The following is a 13,998-nucleotide window of genomic DNA, read 5'->3' as shown; positions in this document are numbered from 1 at the left end:
TGGCCGGGCGGTGTCACCACGGGAACCGGCGGGCAGCGCGGCAGCCGACGCGTCGTGGCTACCCGGCGACGAACTGGGTGAGGATCGCCTGTACCTCGTAGATGTCCACGCCCTTGGTGAACGTCTTCTCGATCGGTTCGTGGGTGCCGGAGAGCCAGATCTTCAGCTCGGCGTCGAGGTCGAAGTGGCCGGCCGTCTCCACCGAGAAGTGCGTGATGCTGCGGTACGGGACGGAGTGGTACTCGACCTTCTTGCCGGTGATCCCCTGCTTGTCGATCAGGATGAGACGGCGGTCGGTGAACAGGATGGTGTCGCGGATCAGCAGGAACGCGGCGTGGACCTGCTCCCCGTGACCCAGCAGACGCGCGTAGTCCTGCTGGGCCTTACCGGGATTGACGGTATGCGCGTTTCCGAACAGTGCCATGCACGGGGAGACGCTCACCCGCACCCCCAGGGTTGCCTCCGACTACGCTGCGCTGCGCTGCCGGACGGCTACCGGGGCTCCCCCGGACTACTGGTCCGAGAAGACGTCCTCGGCGGTCGGGGCGGTGACGGCACGCCGGAGCCAATGGCGCAGGATCTCGGGATCGGCACAGCCGGTGATGCGCTCCCGCGCCGCTTCGGTGACGGCGACACCCCGCTCCGCCAGGACGGCCAGAACATCCTCGGCGGCCCGCCGAGCCTCGCCCTCGGCCGGGCCCTCGGCTCGGCCTTCGATCCCGGGCGCCATGACCTTCGTGACAGCCGAGGGTCTACCGTCCCCGGCCGGCCGGCGCCCTGCCACTGGTGACCCCGTTCCTGCCTGAGCGGCGGCAGTGGTCGGCCACGCCAGGCGTCGCCGACCGCTGCGAGCGCGGGCAGGTGGAGTGACTCCGGGTACGGGGCCGAGGGGCCCGCACGAGCGACCTCGGCTCAGCCGCCCACCACGGGCCTGGATCCGATGGCCGCGCAGGCCGCCTCCTCCGTGGGATGGCCGTCCGCCGGATAGATCACCGGACCGCCGAGCATTTCCTGGCCGTCGGTGTCCGAGGACTCGCCGTGGTCGGGCTGCGCGTTCGGGTGGTAGCAGGTCGCGAACCGGGTCGGCTTGGGGGTGACCCGTTCCGCGCCGGGCTCGGACTGGTTCCACATCCGATCCCAGGCTGCCGCGCAGGAACGGGCGGCAGCACGCGGATCGAACTTGGTCTTCAACGGCAGCTGACTCAGGTCCGCCTCGGCCGACAGGGTGCGGGCGCACATGACGTTGCGCCCGTGCTCGTCCCATGGCCCGAGGGTGGCCACGGCCGTGGCACCGGCGCCTCCGAGAAGCGCGGCCGTGACCGCGCCCACCAGCACCAGGCGCCGGCGCTTCCTGGAGCCGACCGTGGCGGGCGGCTGTTCGGTACGCCGCAGGATTTCCCGCAGCACGGCTTGGCCGTCGGCGGACGCCGCCCAGCCGTCGGTGCCGTCGGCGTCAGGGCGCAGTGCGCGGACGGTGGCGAGGTCGGGAGCCTGGCTCTGCTTGGTGGCGATCTGCTTCATGCCGATTCCTCCTGGACGAAGCGGGGACGAGGCTGGGGGTGGGGGTGGGCACCGTGGACGGACTGTGCCTGTTCCGCGCGGGTCACCTCTGCCCTGAAGCGCTTGCGTGCCCGGTGCAGACGCACGGCGAAGGCGGCGGCGGTGCAGCCCATGACCACGGCCGCCTGTCTGGCCGTCAGGCCGTACCAGGTGCTCAGCAGCAGCGTCTCCCGGTCCTGCTCGGACAGCGCCGACAGCGCGGCGGCCACCTCGGTACGCGTTCCTATCGCATCACCGATCTCCTCTGCCCCTGACCGGTCGGCCATCGCCGCCATGCGCACGGTCAGTGCCCGGTGGCGCTGGTCGGATCGCACACGGTTGGCGAGCAGCCGCCGTGCCGCGGCGAGCAGCCACGGCAGGGCGTCGCCGGGCACGGACTCGGACTTGCGCCAGGCCAGCACGAAGGTCTCCGAGAGGATGTCCTGTGCTGTCTCCCGGTCCGTGCGGTGCAGGAGATACGCCAGGACCCGGTCGGCATGAGCCGTGTAGAGGGCTTCCAGCGCCCTGTGTCCGTCGGGGTCCGCATGTTCACCGGCGGTTGTTCGTCGTCTCACTGCACCTCCATGGTTCCGGCCGTCGACGGCCATCGGTCCGTCAACCAGGAGATGTGCGGCAGGGCCGGATCTCTTACACCCTCCGCCGGACGAACGTCACCCTCGCACCGCGGCACCACACATGCCACATCCATCGACCGCTCGCTCTGCCACGGGCCCGCACGATCACGGACTGCACGTCAGGGCACTTCGCCGAGGCATGGGGGGACAGGAGGACGCTGAAGCGGCGCGGGGAAGGAGGAGCTGGGTGGGTATTTTCCCTGGGGCACGTCACTTGCCGGCGGTCGAGCGGACGACGTCGGTGACCACTCAGGGGGCGGTCGTCCTGCTCGTTCTCGTGGCGTCGCACGGCGGTCTGTCGCTCTCTGCGACAAACGGGCCCGGTGACGTCGTACCACGTCACCGGGCCCGCTCAGGTGTACCGGGGAGTTACGCCGGCTCGCCGCCGAAGCGCTCCTTGTACGTCTCCAGGTCGTCCTCCGTCAGCTTGGCGAAGAGGACGGGGGGGACGGTGAAGGGGGTGCCGGCGGGGATCGAGGTCAGGGACCTGGCCTGTTCCGGGGTGACCCAGGTGGCGGTGTCGGCCTCTAGGGCGAAGGCGCCGCGCATGGCGGCCGAGGAGGTCGGGATGAACGGCTCGGAGACCACCGCGTAGAGGTGGATGAGGTTCATCGCCGTGCGGAGGGTGAGGGCCGCGGCCTCCTGGTCGGTCTTGATCTCCAGCCAGGGCGCCTTCTCCTCCAGGTAGGAGTTGCCCGCCGACCACAGCGCGCGCAGCGCCGCCGCCGCCTTGCGGAACTGGAGCGCCTCCATGTGCTCCTCGTACTCCGCGAGGAGCCGCGCGATCTCCTCGCCCAGCTTCGCCTCGGCCTCACCGGCCGCCGCACCCGCCGGGACCTCGTCGCCGAAGCGCTTGCGGGAGAAGGACAGCACGCGGTTGACGAAGTTGCCGAGTGTGTCGGCGAGGTCCTTGTTGACCGTGGCGGTGAAGTGCTCCCACGTGAAGGACGAGTCGTCCGACTCGGGCGCGTTGGCGATCAGGAAGTAGCGCCAGTAGTCCGCCGGGAGGACCTCCAGGGCCTGGTCGGTGAAGACGCCCCGCTTCTGCGACGTCGAGAACTTCCCGCCGTAGTACGTCAGCCAGTTGAACGCCTTGACGACGTCGACCTTCTTCCACGGCTCACGGACGCCCAGCTCGGTGGCCGGGAACATCACGGTGTGGAAGGGGACGTTGTCCTTCGCCATGAACTCCGTGTAGCGGACGTCGGTGTCGACATCGAACCACCAGGACTTCCAGTCGCGGTTCTCCGGGTCCTGGTCCGACCACTCCTTCGTCGCGCCGATGTACTCGATCGGCGCGTCGAACCACACGTAGAAGACCTTGCCCTCGGCGGCCAGCTCCGGCCAGGTGTCCGCGGGGACCGGGACGCCCCAGTCCAGGTCACGGGTGATCGCCCGGTCGTGCAGGCCCTCGGTCAGCCACTTGCGGGCGATGGACGACGCCAGCTGCGGCCACTGGTGCTCGTGCGCCGCGACCCACGCCTCGACCTCGTGCTGCAGCTTCGACTGCAGGAGGAACAGGTGTTTGGTCTCGCGGACCTCCAGGTCCGTGGAGCCGGAGATGGCCGAGCGCGGCTCGATCAGGTCGGTCGGGTCCAGGACGCGGGTGCAGTTCTCGCACTGGTCCCCGCGGGCCTTGTCGTAGCCGCAGTGCGGGCAGGTGCCCTCGACATAGCGGTCCGGGAGGAAACGGCCGTCGGTGGGCGAGTACACCTGGCGGATCGCCCGCTCCTCGATGAACCCGTTCTCCTTGAGCTTGCGGGCGAAGTGCTGCGTGATCTCCACGTTCTGCTCGGACGAGCTGCGGCCGAAGTAGTCGAACGCGAGGGCGAAGCCGTCGTAGACGGCCTTCTGCGCGTCGTGCGCCTGCGCGCAGAACTCGTCGACGGGGAGGCCCAGCTCCTTCGCCGCCAGCTCCGCCGGGGTGCCGTGCTCGTCCGTCGCACAGATGTACAGGACGTCGTGGCCACGCTGGCGGAGGTACCGGGAGTACACGTCCGCCGGGAGCATGGACCCCACCATGTTGCCCAGGTGCTTGATCCCGTTGATGTACGGAAGGGCGCTGGTGATGAGGTGTCGAGCCATCGGGGGATGCTCCCAGGTCGGTCGATTTCGTAAGGCGTGAGTCTTGAAATCCTAGCCGACATGGGGGTGCCGCCCGCCTCCCGTTTTGCGGGGTGGGAAGCGGACGGCACGGGACGCCCCGGTGAGGGGCGTGGTGGAGGGTTACGGGCGCCAGGCGGCCAGGATGCCCTCGTAGACCTCGGCGTCGGTCAGCTCGCGCGGGGTCTCGCCGGCCAGGAAGTGCGAGGCGTTGCCCGTCTTGAGCTTGCGGAGGTAGTCGAACGCCTTGTTCTCCGGGTCACCGAAGGCGACGAAGGCGAAGTGCACGCCGGGGTGGTTCTTCGCGGCGTCCGTGAGCGCCTGGGTGGCGGGGGTCTTCGCGTCCGGGGCGCCGTCCGTCTGGAAGACGACGAGGGCGGGAGCGGTGGGGTCCGCCGACTTCTGGTGCTGGGCGAGCACCTCCTCGACGGCCGCGTGGTAGCTGGTGCGGCCCATGCGACCGAGGCCGTTGTGCAGCTCGTCGATCTTGTTCTCGTGCTCGGCGAGGGTGAGTTCCCCGGTGCCGTCGAGCTCGGTGGAGAAGAACACGACGGGCACGGTGGCCTCGGGGTCGAGGTGGGCGGCGAGGGCGAGGGTCTGCTCGCCGAGGGCCTGGGCGGAGCCGTCCTTGTAGTACGGGCGCATCGACGCGGAGCGGTCGAGGACGAGGTATACCTTGGCGCGGGCACCGGTGAGGTCGTGCTTCTTCAGGACGGTGCCGGCGCTCTTGTAGGCCGTGGAGAGGCCGGGGGCGCTGGAGCGGACGCGGGTCGCGGGCGTCGCGGGGCGAGCGGCCTCGGCTTCGGGGGCGGCTGTGGTCTCCGGGGCGTCCGGGGATGCGACGGTGTCCGTGGGTTCGGGCGTGTCGGCGGGCTGCGTGGGGTCGCCGGCTGCCGCCACGACCTCGGGGGCGGGCACGGGCTCGGGTGCCTTCACTGCCTCCGGCTCGGGTGCCTTCTCGGCTTCGGGCTCGGGTGCCTCGACGGGCTCCGGCTCGGACTCCTCCGCCGCGGGGGCCGCCGCCTGCGGCTCCGCCTCGGCGGCAACCTCCGGCTCCGAGGGCTTGGCGGCGTCGGCCTCCGGCTCGGGCGTCGTGGCGGCCTCGGGCTCGGGGGCGGGCTCGACCTGCGGCTCCGCCTCGTCCGCGGCCTCGGGTGCCGCGGCCGCCTCGGGCTCGGCGCCAGACTCGACCTCGGGCTCCTCGACCTTCTCGGCCTGCGGCTCGGCGTCAGCCTCCTTCGCGGCCGTCGGCTCCGCCTGGGCCTGCGGCTCACCCTTCGCAACGGGCTCCGCGGCGGACTCCGCCTCGGCCTCCGGCTCACCCTCCGCGACAGGCTCCGCCTCGGCCGCAGTGGCGGTCTCCGTGACCGCCGGCTCCGCCTCCGCGACCGCCTTCTCGGCCTCGACCACGGACTCGGCGGCCTCCGGGGCGGCCTCGGGCGCAGCCTCCGCCTTCGGCTCAGCGGCTGCCGGGACGGCCTCCGCCTCGACCTGCGCCTCTTCCTCTCCCTCGGCCTTGGCCTCAGCCTCGGGCTCCGCCACCGGCGTACCGGCCTCGGCCTTCGCAGGCTCCGCCTCGACCACCTCGGCCTCGGCCGCCGCACGCTCAGCCTCGGCTTCCTCCGCCTTGGCCTCCGCGGGCTCCGCCTCGTCCTTCGCCTCGACGACCGCCTCGGGCTCCGCCACCGGCGTACCGGCCTCGGCCGTCGCCGCAGGCTCCCGCTCCTCCGTCCGCGGCTTCGGCACCGTCACGTTGTCGAAGGCCGCCGAGACCAGCTCGTCGACGACGGACGAGGCCGGCTTGGGTCCGGACCCCTGGGCCGGAAGCTTCGGCTCGGTCTCCCGCGAGGAGCCCCGCTCCTCATCCCGCGCGGCACCCGGCTCGGCCTCCCGCAGGGAACCCGGCTCGGCCTCCCGCAGGGAACCCCGTGAGGGCTCGGTGGTGGCTGATTCGGCACTCCCCTGGGGGGCCGTGGTCGTCGGTTCTGTCGGGGAGACCTGCTCCGCCTCCTGCGAAGGGACAGTGTCGCGCCCCTTGCGTGAGCGGGAGAACGCGTTCCGCAGGAGAGAGAGAATGCCCATGTGCGCAACCCTTCGCGTGAGTTGTAGCCCGTCAATCCCTGGCCAGGACGGACACGTAAGGTTAGCCGCCGCGATTGGCGATCTTGGGGTGGGGCGGGAGGTTTCACTAACCCCGCGACTGAGAGCTGTCAATACCGCCCCAACTGCCGTGGGTTCACCTGCCGTTCACTCTCCGTCCCCGTTCTCGAACACATGCGCCCCTAGCGTCGCGCTCACACCAAAGGCACATAAGAGGGAGCGCAACGTGCGCAAGCTGCTGCCCATGATCGGCTCGCACCCCGGCGGCCGTTCCGCCATGACCTGTCGGTTCCGCTGTGGTGACGCCTGCTTCCACGAGGTGCCGAACACCAGTGCGAACGAGTACGTGGGCGATGTGATCGCCTCCGCGCTCAGCCGCCGGTCCGTGATGCGTGCCGCCGCCGTCGTCTCCGTGGCCACCGCGGCCGGTACGGCGACGACGCTCGGCACCGCCCCGCGGGCCGCCGCGGCCGACGCCGGGACCACCGCCACCACCAAGAGCACCCCGAAGCCCAAGGCGGCCCGTGGCCTGCGGTTCGACGCCGTCGCGCCCAACACGGCGGACGCCGTGACCGTCCCCGGGGGATACAAGCAGAACGTCGTCATCCGCTGGGGCGAGCCCATCCTGCGCGGTGCCCCGGCGTTCGACCCGGAGAAGCAGACGGGCGCGGCCCAGGCCGGGCAGTTCGGCTACAACAACGACTTCCTCGCGCTGCTGCCGCTCCCCGGCGAGCGCGGCCGCAAGCTCCTCGTGGCCAACCATGAGTACACCGACGAGATGCTCATGTTCCGCGGCTACGACGCCGCCAACCCGACCCGCAACCAGGTCGAGGTCGCCTGGGCGGCGCACGGTCTGTCCGCCGTCGTCGTCGAGGAGGACCGGCGGACCGGCAAGCTCACCGCCGTGCCCCGGCACCACCTCAACCGGCGGGTCACCGCCACCACCGCGTTCCGGCTGACCGGCCCCGCCGCCGGCTCGGACCTCCTCAAGACCTCCGCCGACCCGACCGGCCGCAAGGTCCTCGGCACGCTCAACAACTGCTCCGGCGGCACCACCCCCTGGGGCACCACGCTGCACGGCGAGGAGAACTTCAACCAGTACTTCGCCAACAGCAGTCGGCCCACCGACAAGCGGTACGGCATCGGCACCGGCCCCACCGAGCGCAAGTGGGAGCGGTTCGACAAGCGGTTCGACGTGGCCCAGGAGCCGAACGAGGTGCACCGTTTCGGGTACGTCGTCGAGTTCGACCCGTACGACCCGACGTCCACGCCGCGCAAGCACACCGCCCTCGGCCGCTTCAAGCACGAGGCCGCGACCATCCGGCTCACCGCCGACGGCCGTCCCGTCGTCTACTCCGGTGACGACGAGCGCTTCGACTACTTCTACAAGTTCGTCAGCAGCAAGCGGATGAAGAAGGGGTCGAGCCGCGCCGTGCGCGAGCACAACCTCTCGCTGCTCGACGAGGGCACCCTCTACGTCGCCAAGCTCACCGGTGACTCCCCCGCCATCGAGATCGACGGCACGGGCAAGCTCCCGGCCGACGGCGAGTTCGACGGCAGCGGCGAGTGGATCCCGCTGGCCACCGCGGCCGCCAAGGGCGCCGTCTCGCATGTCGAGGGCATGACCGCCGACGAGGTCTTCGTCTTCACGCGGCTCGCCGGTGACAAGGTCGGCGCGACGAAGATGGACCGCCCCGAGGACATCGAGCCCAACCCGGTCACCGGCAAGGTCTACGTCGCCCTCACCAACAACTCCAACCGCGGTGTCGGCGCCAACCCCAAGGCGGACGAGGCCAACCCCCGCAACGCCAACAAGCACGGCCAGGTCCTGGAGCTCACCGAGCGCTGGAACCGGCCCGAGAGCACCCGGTTCGCCTGGCTGCTGTTCCTCGTCGCGGGCGACCCCGACGACCCGGCCACGTACTTCGCGGGCTTCCCGAAGGACGACGTGTCCCCGATCTCCTGCCCGGACAACGTCGCCTTCGACCCGTACGGCAACCTGTGGATCTCCACCGACGGCAACCAGCTCGGCTCGCACGACGGCCTCTTCGGCGTGGCGACCAAGGGGGAGCGCCGTGGCGAGCTGAAGCAGTTCCTGACGGTGCCCAGCGGCGCCGAGACCTGCGGTCCGATCATCACCGACCGCCGTGTCCTGGTCGCGGTGCAGCACCCGGGTGAGCTGGACGGCGCCTCCGTCGAGAACCCCAAGAGCACCTGGCCCGACGGCCCCGGCAAGATCGTCCGCCCGGCGGTGGTCGCGGTCTACCGCGCGGACGGCTGCGACATCGGCGTCTGAGTCAGGGGCACTGCGGTGACGGACCTCTGTCCGTGCAGATGCGAACGCGGGCCGTTCTCCCGGTGGGAGGACGGCCCGCGGTGCGTCGCCGTGCGGCTCAGGGGGCCAGGCAGCTCACGCCCGGCGCGGCGGACGGGTCCAGCAGGCCGGCCGGGTCGAGGAGGGCGGCCGGGTCGGCCAGCTCGGCGACACCGGCGGGGGTCTCGGTGAGGCAGGTGACCGTGGCCGCCGGGTCCGGGGCCGCGTGGGCGGCCGGGGCCAGGGCGCCGGCGAGGGCGAGGGTTCCGAGCAGGACGGTGGCGGTGCGCCGCATGGCGAACATCCCCTTGTCAGAAAGGAAGTGAATCGTCCGGTTGGACGGATCCGATCATTACGGCTTTCCGCCTGCGAACTCTCCTCCCGTCACCCGTGCGGGGCGGGCGTAACGATTCAGCACCCTGTGCCGGGTTGACCGCCCCACCCCTGCCGGACGGCGTCCGTCCGTGCCTGACGACGCCCGCCCCCGCCGGATGACGGGTGCCCCTGCCCGATGACGTGTGCCCTGCCGGGCGGCGTCCCGGTCTAGCGGGCGGCGTCCCTGTCGGGCGGTGAGGTGATCGTCCGGGCCGCCGCGACCTCCTGCCGCAGTGCCTCCAGGACGCTTCCGGGCGGACCGCTCAGGTCGGACCGCACCTCGTAGAGGACGTCCGTCCTCCGCAGTCCCTCCGCCAGTTCCCGCAGTTGCAGGGCGACATGGTCGACCTCGGCGGCGGACGGCGGCCGCGCCCCCTGCTTCACCCGGACCCGGGCCGCCGTCGTCGCGTCGACGATCCGCTCGACCGCCACCACCAGCGGCCACCAGGCCGCGGCCCGCCGCCCCGTCGGCGGCGGTTCGGTCAGGGCCCGCTGGAACTCCGTACGGATGGCCGACAGGTCCCGGTAGAGGCGGCGGCGCTTCCGGGCCCGTCCGGTGGAGTCCTCCGCGCCGGGCCCGAAGACGTGTTCCACGTACGCGGCGGTGTCGGCGACGGCGTCGGCGAGCCGCGCCCCGACGCGGGCGTGCCAGCTCTCCGGCCACAGCAGATAGCCGGCGACGAGGGCGATGCCGCAGCCCACCAGGGAGTCGACGAGGCGGGGCACGAGCAGGCCGGTGCCCTGGTGGTTGAGGATGTCGGAGAGCAGCAGGATCACGGGGGTGATGGCGGCGGTCTGGTAGCCGTAGCCGCGGGGGGTGAAGACGGGGATGAGCGGGGCGAGGCACAGCATCACCGGGACGTCCCACCAGCCGCGCGGGACCTCCGCGAGGATCGCCGCCGCGACGACCAGGCCGACGACGGTGCCGAGGGCCCGCAGCAGCGCGCGGGAGAACACCGAGCCGAAGTCCGGTTTCAGGACGAAGGTGATGGTCAGCGCCACCCAGTAGGAGCGGGGCACGGCGACGAGGGAGACCAGCGCCTGGGCGATGCCGATGCACAGGGCGAGGCGCAGGCCGTAGCGCCAGGACGCGGCGGACAGGGCCACGTCGCGGGCGGCCCGTGTGGCGCGCACCCGCAGCGGCGCGGTCCGGCCGAGGTGGTCGTCGGCCCGGGTCAGCGCGTCCGGCGACCCCTCGGTGACGACCTCGGCGGCGTGCCGCAGCGCCTGGTCGACCGCCTTGCCGATCTCGCTCGTCGGCGTGGGCAGCCGCAGCCCCAGCGGCCCGGAGTACCCGGTGTCGACGGCCTCGGCGACATGGCGGACGGCGATGGGGATCTCGGCGGGCAGCGGGCGCCCGGAGAGGCGTACGGCGGGGGCGGCCTCGACGAGCGGGGTGACCGCGTTCAGCTGGGCGAGGAGCCGGACCAGGTCGGGGCTGCGCCCGTGGTGGCGGGCGCGGCGGGCGAGGATCAGGTCGTAGGACTGGTTGAGGGACTGGGTGACCGCGTGCCGGGCCGTGTCGTAGGCGTCGGTGGTGTCCGCGGTGGTCGCGGCGAGCAGGTCGGCGACCTTGCGGTAGGTGTCGGCGACGGAGGCGCGTTCCGGTACGCCGGCCCTGAGCGGCCAGGCGAGGAGGGCCTGGACGAGGACGAGGAGGCCGCCGCCGGTCATCAGCAGGGGGGCCAGCCACCAGTCGCCCGGCATCGGCAGGCCCGCGCCGACCACGGAGTTGAGGAGGAGCAGCAGCCCCGACACGGAGGCGACGGCGCCGATCGTCGAGATCATCCCGGAGACCAGCGCGACCCCGGTGAGCGCGGCGACGGTGACCCAGCCATGCCCGTACACGAGGGCGCCGAGGGTGATGCCGATCGCGCTGAACAACTGGGGGACCGCGATGTTCAGCAGCCGCATGCGGTAGGCGTCCGCCGTGTCGCTGATGACGCCCGACAGGGCGCCCATCGAGGCGAGGGCGCCGTACTCGGGGCGGCCGGCGGCGAGGCCGAGGGCGAGCGGCAGGGTCAGGGCGACCGCCGCGCGGGCCACGGCGGGCCGGTTGACGGGCGGCACCTGCTGGGGTTGGAGATTGCGGACCAGCCAGTCGGGCGGGGTCAGGCCGAGGGCGAACGGGCGGGACATGCGGCCATTATCACCGCCGGAGATCGCCCGATTATGTGAAGTTTCGGTGGGCTGGGGGCGCCGAGGGCGCGCCGTGCCCGTCGTGTCCCGGCGTCACTTCCGCTGGTGGAGGGTCAGGTCGGCGACCACCGCGTTGTGGTCGGTGCCGCGCAGCTTCAGGAAGCGGGTCTCGCGGGCGGAGAAGTCCTTCGAGGAGACGAGGACGTGGTCGATCTGGGCGCCGAACCTCGGGGTGGTCCGGGAGGGCCAGGTCGCTCGTCGGTCGTCCCCGGTCAGCCGGGCGGCGTCGCCGAGCCCCGTGTCGAGGAGGTCGCGGAAGGCCGCGTGGTCCTGGGTGGCGTTGAAGTCACCGGCGACGATGGTCGGGGTCTTGGTGTCGGCGGCCGCGTACGCGCGCAGCGCGCCGAGCTCCCGCCGCCAGGTGCCGACCTGGCCGACCAGTGGCGGCATGGGGTGCGCCAGCTGCAGCCGTACACGGTGGCCCTTGACGTCGGCGACGGCGCCGGGCATGCCCATGGTGCCGGGGATCGGGTCGGTGCCCTTGAGGGGGTGGCGGCTGAGGATGACGGAACCGTCGGAGCCGTAGCCCTCGACGGCCCGGCGGTAGGGGTAGGCGGGCTTGTCGCCGCTGAGGTCGCCGAAGGTGTCGCGGAGGGTGGCCGAGCAGGTGGCCTGGCACTCCTCGACGAACACGATGTCGGGGCGCTCGCGCTTCACGGCCTTCACCAGGGCGGCGGTGCCGTCGCCGAAGTGCACGTTCGAGGTCATGACCCGGATCTGGGCGAGGGCCGGACCGTCGGGCGCGGTCCTCTTCCCGTACGGCTCGATGTACCAGGCGAGCGCGCCCAGCAGCACCACGCCCCAGGTGAGGCCGGTCCAGGAGCGGGCCAGGGCGAACAGGAGCAGGGCGAGGCCGGTGGGGGCGAGCAGCCAGGGCAGGAACGCGAGGAGCTGGGGGACCGGGGTGAAGGCGTCGACGCCGATCAGCCGGCAGACGACGACCGCGGTCACACCGAGCAGCAGCAGGAAGGCGAACCCCTTCTTGCCGCCGTGGGTGGCCCGGCGGGTGGTGACCGGCTCGGGCCGCTCGATGGTCGTGCTCTCCAAGGCCGGCCTTCCGTTCGCCCGCGGTGGTTCTGTGCTCCTCGTTCAAGGACGAGGTGGAAGGGCCGAAGGTTGCGCGGGGAACCAGGGGCCGGGCGCCCGGCCGCCGTCGGGCCGGGGTTGTATGGCGGGTACGGGGGCGGGGTGACCGCACGGCTCCCGGTGCCCCCGCGGGGCGGTCTCTCGGGTCGGGTGGAGGAGGGTGCGTGGGCTGGAGTCCGATGGTCTTCAGGTTCGTCGACGGGGGTGAGACGCCCGTGCCGCTGGACCCGGCCGTCGTACGGGAGGTGCTGGAACACCACGACGAACCCCACGACGCCGACGGGCCGGCGTTCCCGGAGGACGAGGACGGGAGCCTTGCCTTCCGGGTGCGGGCGGCCGACGGGAGTGAGGCGGAGATCTTCGTCGACGACTTCGGTTTCACCGTCCACCGCCCGCACGCCGGAGAGGTGTGGGACATCGTCGCCGAGTTGGTCGCCCGGCTCGGCGCGGTCGTCCTCGACCCGAGCGGTACCGGGGTGGTGTGCCGTGCCGAGGAACACGGGCACCTTCCCGCGCGATGGCGGGACGAGGCCGTGGTGATCGAGATGACCGGGGAGGCGTTGGAGACCGCGCTCACGGGGCGGCGCCGGGGCTGAGGCGTACCGGCTCGGTGCGCGATGCGGGCGCGGTCGTCCGCTGCGTCGGGTCAGGCGCGCCTCTCCTCCGGGGCCGTCGCCAGGGACCACATCACGAAGACCGAGGCGGCGATGACGATGACCGACCAGACGGGCGCGTACGGGAGGAACATGAAGTACGCGATGGCGTAGAGGGACGCCAGGGCGATCCCCACGCCCCGCGCCCAGTCCCGGCCCTGGAGGATGCCCCAGCCGGCGAAGGCGACGACGGCTCCGAGGACGAGATGGATCCAGCCCCAGGTGGTGAGGCTGAACTCGAACACGTAGTCGCCGATGTTGGTGTAGACGTCGTCCGTGGCGATCGCCGCGATGCCGTTGAGGATGCCCAGCACCCCGCCGACCATCATGAGGACACCGGCGAAGACCGTGCCGCCGATGGCCCAGGACGAACCGGAGTGCCGTCCCTGCGGGGGCGTCGGCGTCGAGATGGTCTGGTGGCTGTGGGCGTTCGAACGCGGCTCGGCGCTGTGCTGGGCCATGGGAGGGCCTCCTCAGAAGGGCGGACAGCTCACCCGCATGCTCACGCGGGGCGGGGGGCGCCGCATGCGCTGTAGGCCGAACGGGTGAGGGGCCCGGGCTCAGTCCAGTCGGGCCAGGAAGTCCTCCAGCGCCTTGTTGAAGGCGTCCGGGCGTTCCAGGTTCGGCAGGTGGGCCGCGCCGTCGATCACCTGGAGGACGGAGTCGGGCAGGGCGGCGTGCATGGCCTCGGCGTCGGCGATCGGGGTGTACTCGTCGTCGGCGCCGACGACGACCAGCGCGGGCACGGCGACGCGGGTCAGCAGGTCGTTGTAGTCGGGGCGCTCGGCGCGTCCGCGCAGGGCCGCCGCCGCGCCCTCGGGGTCGGTCGCCGTCATCATGCGGTGCACATGGGACGCGACCTCGGCGTCCGCGTACGGCGCGACCATCCTGTACAGCACCTCGTCGGCGTACCCGCCCATCCCTTCCCGCAGCAGCCGGTCGGCCATCGCGTTCCGGGCGCGTCTGCCCTCCTCGGTCTCGGCGGTCGGGAAGG

Annotated in this window: 13 protein-coding genes; 2 read left to right on the top strand and 11 right to left on the bottom strand. The window is 72.1% G+C overall.

Annotated features, from left to right (window positions below):
• Positions 1-58 precede the first annotated feature (58 nt).
• From AOK23_RS18520 to AOK23_RS18495, 6 genes are all read right to left on the bottom strand, one after another.
• A complete protein-coding gene (locus AOK23_RS18520) occupies positions 59-424 on the bottom strand; it encodes a PH domain-containing protein (protein ID WP_055524073.1) in 366 nt (121 codons plus the stop codon).
• Positions 425-511: 87 nt separating this feature from the next.
• Positions 512-730, bottom strand: coding sequence for a hypothetical protein (locus AOK23_RS18515; protein ID WP_055713806.1), 219 nt, complete (start codon positions 728-730; stop codon positions 512-514).
• 182 nt (positions 731-912) lie between these two features.
• Positions 913-1,521, bottom strand: a complete 609-nt coding sequence (locus tag AOK23_RS18510) for a hypothetical protein (RefSeq protein ID WP_055713805.1) — start codon at positions 1,519-1,521, stop codon at positions 913-915.
• Positions 1,518-2,114, bottom strand: coding sequence for an RNA polymerase sigma factor (locus AOK23_RS18505; protein WP_240496439.1), 597 nt, complete (start codon positions 2,112-2,114; stop codon positions 1,518-1,520). The genes AOK23_RS18510 and AOK23_RS18505 overlap by 4 nt, the downstream gene beginning before the upstream one ends.
• 429 nt (positions 2,115-2,543) lie before the next feature.
• Positions 2,544-4,259: a methionine--tRNA ligase gene (metG, locus tag AOK23_RS18500; RefSeq protein ID WP_055713803.1), complete on the bottom strand. Its 1,716-nt coding sequence runs from the start codon at positions 4,257-4,259 to the stop codon at positions 2,544-2,546.
• A gap of 141 nt (positions 4,260-4,400) precedes the next feature.
• Complete coding sequence (locus AOK23_RS18495; protein WP_055713802.1) at positions 4,401-6,359, bottom strand: VWA domain-containing protein; 1,959 nt, start codon at positions 6,357-6,359, stop codon at positions 4,401-4,403.
• A 244-nt stretch (positions 6,360-6,603) separates the two neighbouring features.
• Between AOK23_RS18495 and AOK23_RS18490 the strand changes: the two genes are divergently transcribed.
• Positions 6,604-8,673: a PhoX family protein gene (locus AOK23_RS18490; RefSeq protein WP_055713801.1), complete on the top strand. Its 2,070-nt coding sequence runs from the start codon at positions 6,604-6,606 to the stop codon at positions 8,671-8,673.
• Positions 8,674-8,770: 97 nt separating this feature from the next.
• Here the strand turns inward: AOK23_RS18490 and AOK23_RS18485 are convergent, their stop codons facing one another.
• From AOK23_RS18485 to AOK23_RS18475, 3 genes are all read right to left on the bottom strand, one after another.
• Positions 8,771-8,986, bottom strand: a complete 216-nt coding sequence (locus AOK23_RS18485) for a hypothetical protein (RefSeq protein WP_055713807.1) — start codon at positions 8,984-8,986, stop codon at positions 8,771-8,773.
• A gap of 248 nt (positions 8,987-9,234) precedes the next feature.
• Positions 9,235-11,205 (bottom strand): FUSC family protein, encoded by a 1,971-nt coding sequence (locus AOK23_RS18480; protein ID WP_055713800.1) that lies wholly within the window; start codon positions 11,203-11,205, stop codon positions 9,235-9,237.
• Positions 11,206-11,298: 93 nt separating this feature from the next.
• Positions 11,299-12,297 carry an endonuclease/exonuclease/phosphatase family protein gene (locus AOK23_RS18475; RefSeq protein ID WP_240496440.1) on the bottom strand — a complete coding sequence of 333 codons (999 nt, stop codon included), beginning with the start codon at positions 12,295-12,297 and terminating at the stop codon, positions 11,299-11,301.
• A 218-nt stretch (positions 12,298-12,515) separates the two neighbouring features.
• Here AOK23_RS18475 and AOK23_RS18470 point away from each other — a divergent pair, with 218 nt between their 5' ends.
• Positions 12,516-12,947 (top strand): hypothetical protein, encoded by a 432-nt coding sequence (locus tag AOK23_RS18470; RefSeq protein ID WP_063791357.1) that lies wholly within the window; start codon positions 12,516-12,518, stop codon positions 12,945-12,947.
• Between the two features lie 50 nt (positions 12,948-12,997).
• Here the strand turns inward: AOK23_RS18470 and AOK23_RS18465 are convergent, their stop codons facing one another.
• Both AOK23_RS18465 and AOK23_RS18460 read right to left on the bottom strand, forming a co-directional pair.
• Positions 12,998-13,465: a DUF7144 family membrane protein gene (locus tag AOK23_RS18465; protein WP_055713797.1), complete on the bottom strand. Its 468-nt coding sequence runs from the start codon at positions 13,463-13,465 to the stop codon at positions 12,998-13,000.
• Positions 13,466-13,564: 99 nt separating this feature from the next.
• On the bottom strand, positions 13,565-13,998 hold a 434-nt coding region (locus AOK23_RS18460; RefSeq protein WP_206336233.1), incomplete at its 5' end, for an alpha/beta fold hydrolase.

The organism is Streptomyces torulosus (assembly GCF_001419765.1).
In the GTDB taxonomy this organism is placed as follows: Bacteria; Actinomycetota; Actinomycetes; order Streptomycetales; family Streptomycetaceae; genus Streptomyces; species Streptomyces torulosus.
Note: the sequence above shows the minus strand (reverse complement) of the source record. Positions and strands in the feature narration are given on the sequence as shown.